1 protein-coding gene is annotated in these 1,380 nt (G+C 52.9%); it reads right to left on the bottom strand.

Translation table 11 applies throughout. The features are described 5' to 3' along the window. Nucleotides 1-280 precede the first annotated feature (280 nt). A complete protein-coding gene (locus tag IBT46_RS26990) occupies nt 281-1,300 on the bottom strand; it encodes an IS110 family transposase (RefSeq protein WP_200548129.1) in 1,020 nt (339 codons plus the stop codon). Nucleotides 1,301-1,380: the final 80 nt, after the last annotated feature.

Below are 1,380 nucleotides of genomic sequence, written 5' to 3'. Positions count from 1 at the left end.
TATATGGACGCTCCCGAAGCAGCAATAGTTTTTCAGTTAAAAAGCATGCAGGTATCGCAACCATATATCCGGTCTTTACCGGGGGCCTCAGGGCTCCCCTGACCATGATGAGTAGCCGCCAGGTGAGTTCTTAACATCCACTACGGGTTCATGGACCCTCGGGTTTACACAGAGTTTCTCACCTGCGGTCTTACCTGTTTTGCCATCTTACTGATTTTTCATGCAACTACCGGACGTACTAACGCTTTACTTTGAGCCCCGCCAATGGCCTGAACCTGTTTCAGGCCACTGGCAGGGCTCGATATTCTGTGCCGTGTACCAGCATTGACCACATTATACGGGCCGTTTTAGCCGCCTGGGCTACTACTGCCACGTTATGATGTTTGCGTTTTACCAGCGCACTCAGCCACGGCATGTTCCTTTCGTGGCGGCCAACTACGTTCACTACAGCCCGGGCACCGTGGACCAGCAACGAGCGGAAATAGCCGTCACCGCGTTTACTGATGTGCCCCAGTCGCTGTTTGCCACCGCTTGAATGTTCACGCGGCGTCAGCCCAGCCCAGGAGGCAAACTGTTTCGACGTGTGGAACTGGGTACCATTGCCGATTGAGGCAACGATGTAAGTTGCCGTCATCAGGCCAACACCTGGCACTTTTTGCAACTGTTCGCACGCCGGCTGCGTTTTCGACCAGCCATTCAGCTCACGCTCGGTCTGCAATATTCTTGCATCCAGCTCCTGCAAAAGCTCAAGCTGACGCCGCACGCACTGGCGCACAAAGTGCGGAAGCCCGTTATCTCCATCCTCAAGGATTTCGGGCACACCTTGATAGAGCGCTTTAAAACCCGTTGGCATAACGCAGCCGAATTCAGCCAGCATTGCCCTCAGACTGTTTGAACACGCCGTACGCTGACGCATCAGGAAGCTGCGTTCGGTGTGCAGAGCCAGCACGCCCTGCTGTTCGACGGTTTTTATCTGCACGAACCGCATGTTTGGCCGCGTCACGGCTTCACAGATCGCTTCAGCATCTGCGGCATCGGTTTTATTCGTTTTAACATAGGGCTTAACGTACTGCGGAGGGATCAGCTTTACGTCGTGACCTGCTTTCTCAAGGACACGGGCAAAATGATGGCTTGCTGAACAGGCCTCCATACCAATCAGGCAGGGTGGAAGCTGTGCAAGAAAAGGAATGAACTGACTGCGGGACAGTTTTTTACGCAGAACGTTTTTTCCTGTGTGATCGACACCATGAAGAACAAAAACGCTTTTTGCCAGATCGATACCGAGGGTGGATACTTTCATTTGGACGCTCCTTCTGCTGAGATTTGACACTCGCACTTTGGCACATCTGATGCCGCAAAGATGGAGCGTCCATCTCATTA

It is taken from the genome of Erwinia sp. S38 (genome assembly GCF_016624545.1).
In the GTDB taxonomy this organism is placed as follows: domain Bacteria; phylum Pseudomonadota; class Gammaproteobacteria; order Enterobacterales; family Enterobacteriaceae; genus Erwinia; species Erwinia coffeiphila.
The sequence above is the reverse complement of the archived record's forward strand: the minus strand, read 5'-3'. Positions and strand labels throughout refer to the sequence as shown.

What these genes read in the sequence shown, in the direction of transcription:
- IBT46_RS26990 (WP_200548129.1), bottom strand. Translation starts at nt 1,300, where the DNA reads ATGAAAGTATCCACCCTCGGTATCGATCTGGCAAAAAGCGTTTTTGTT.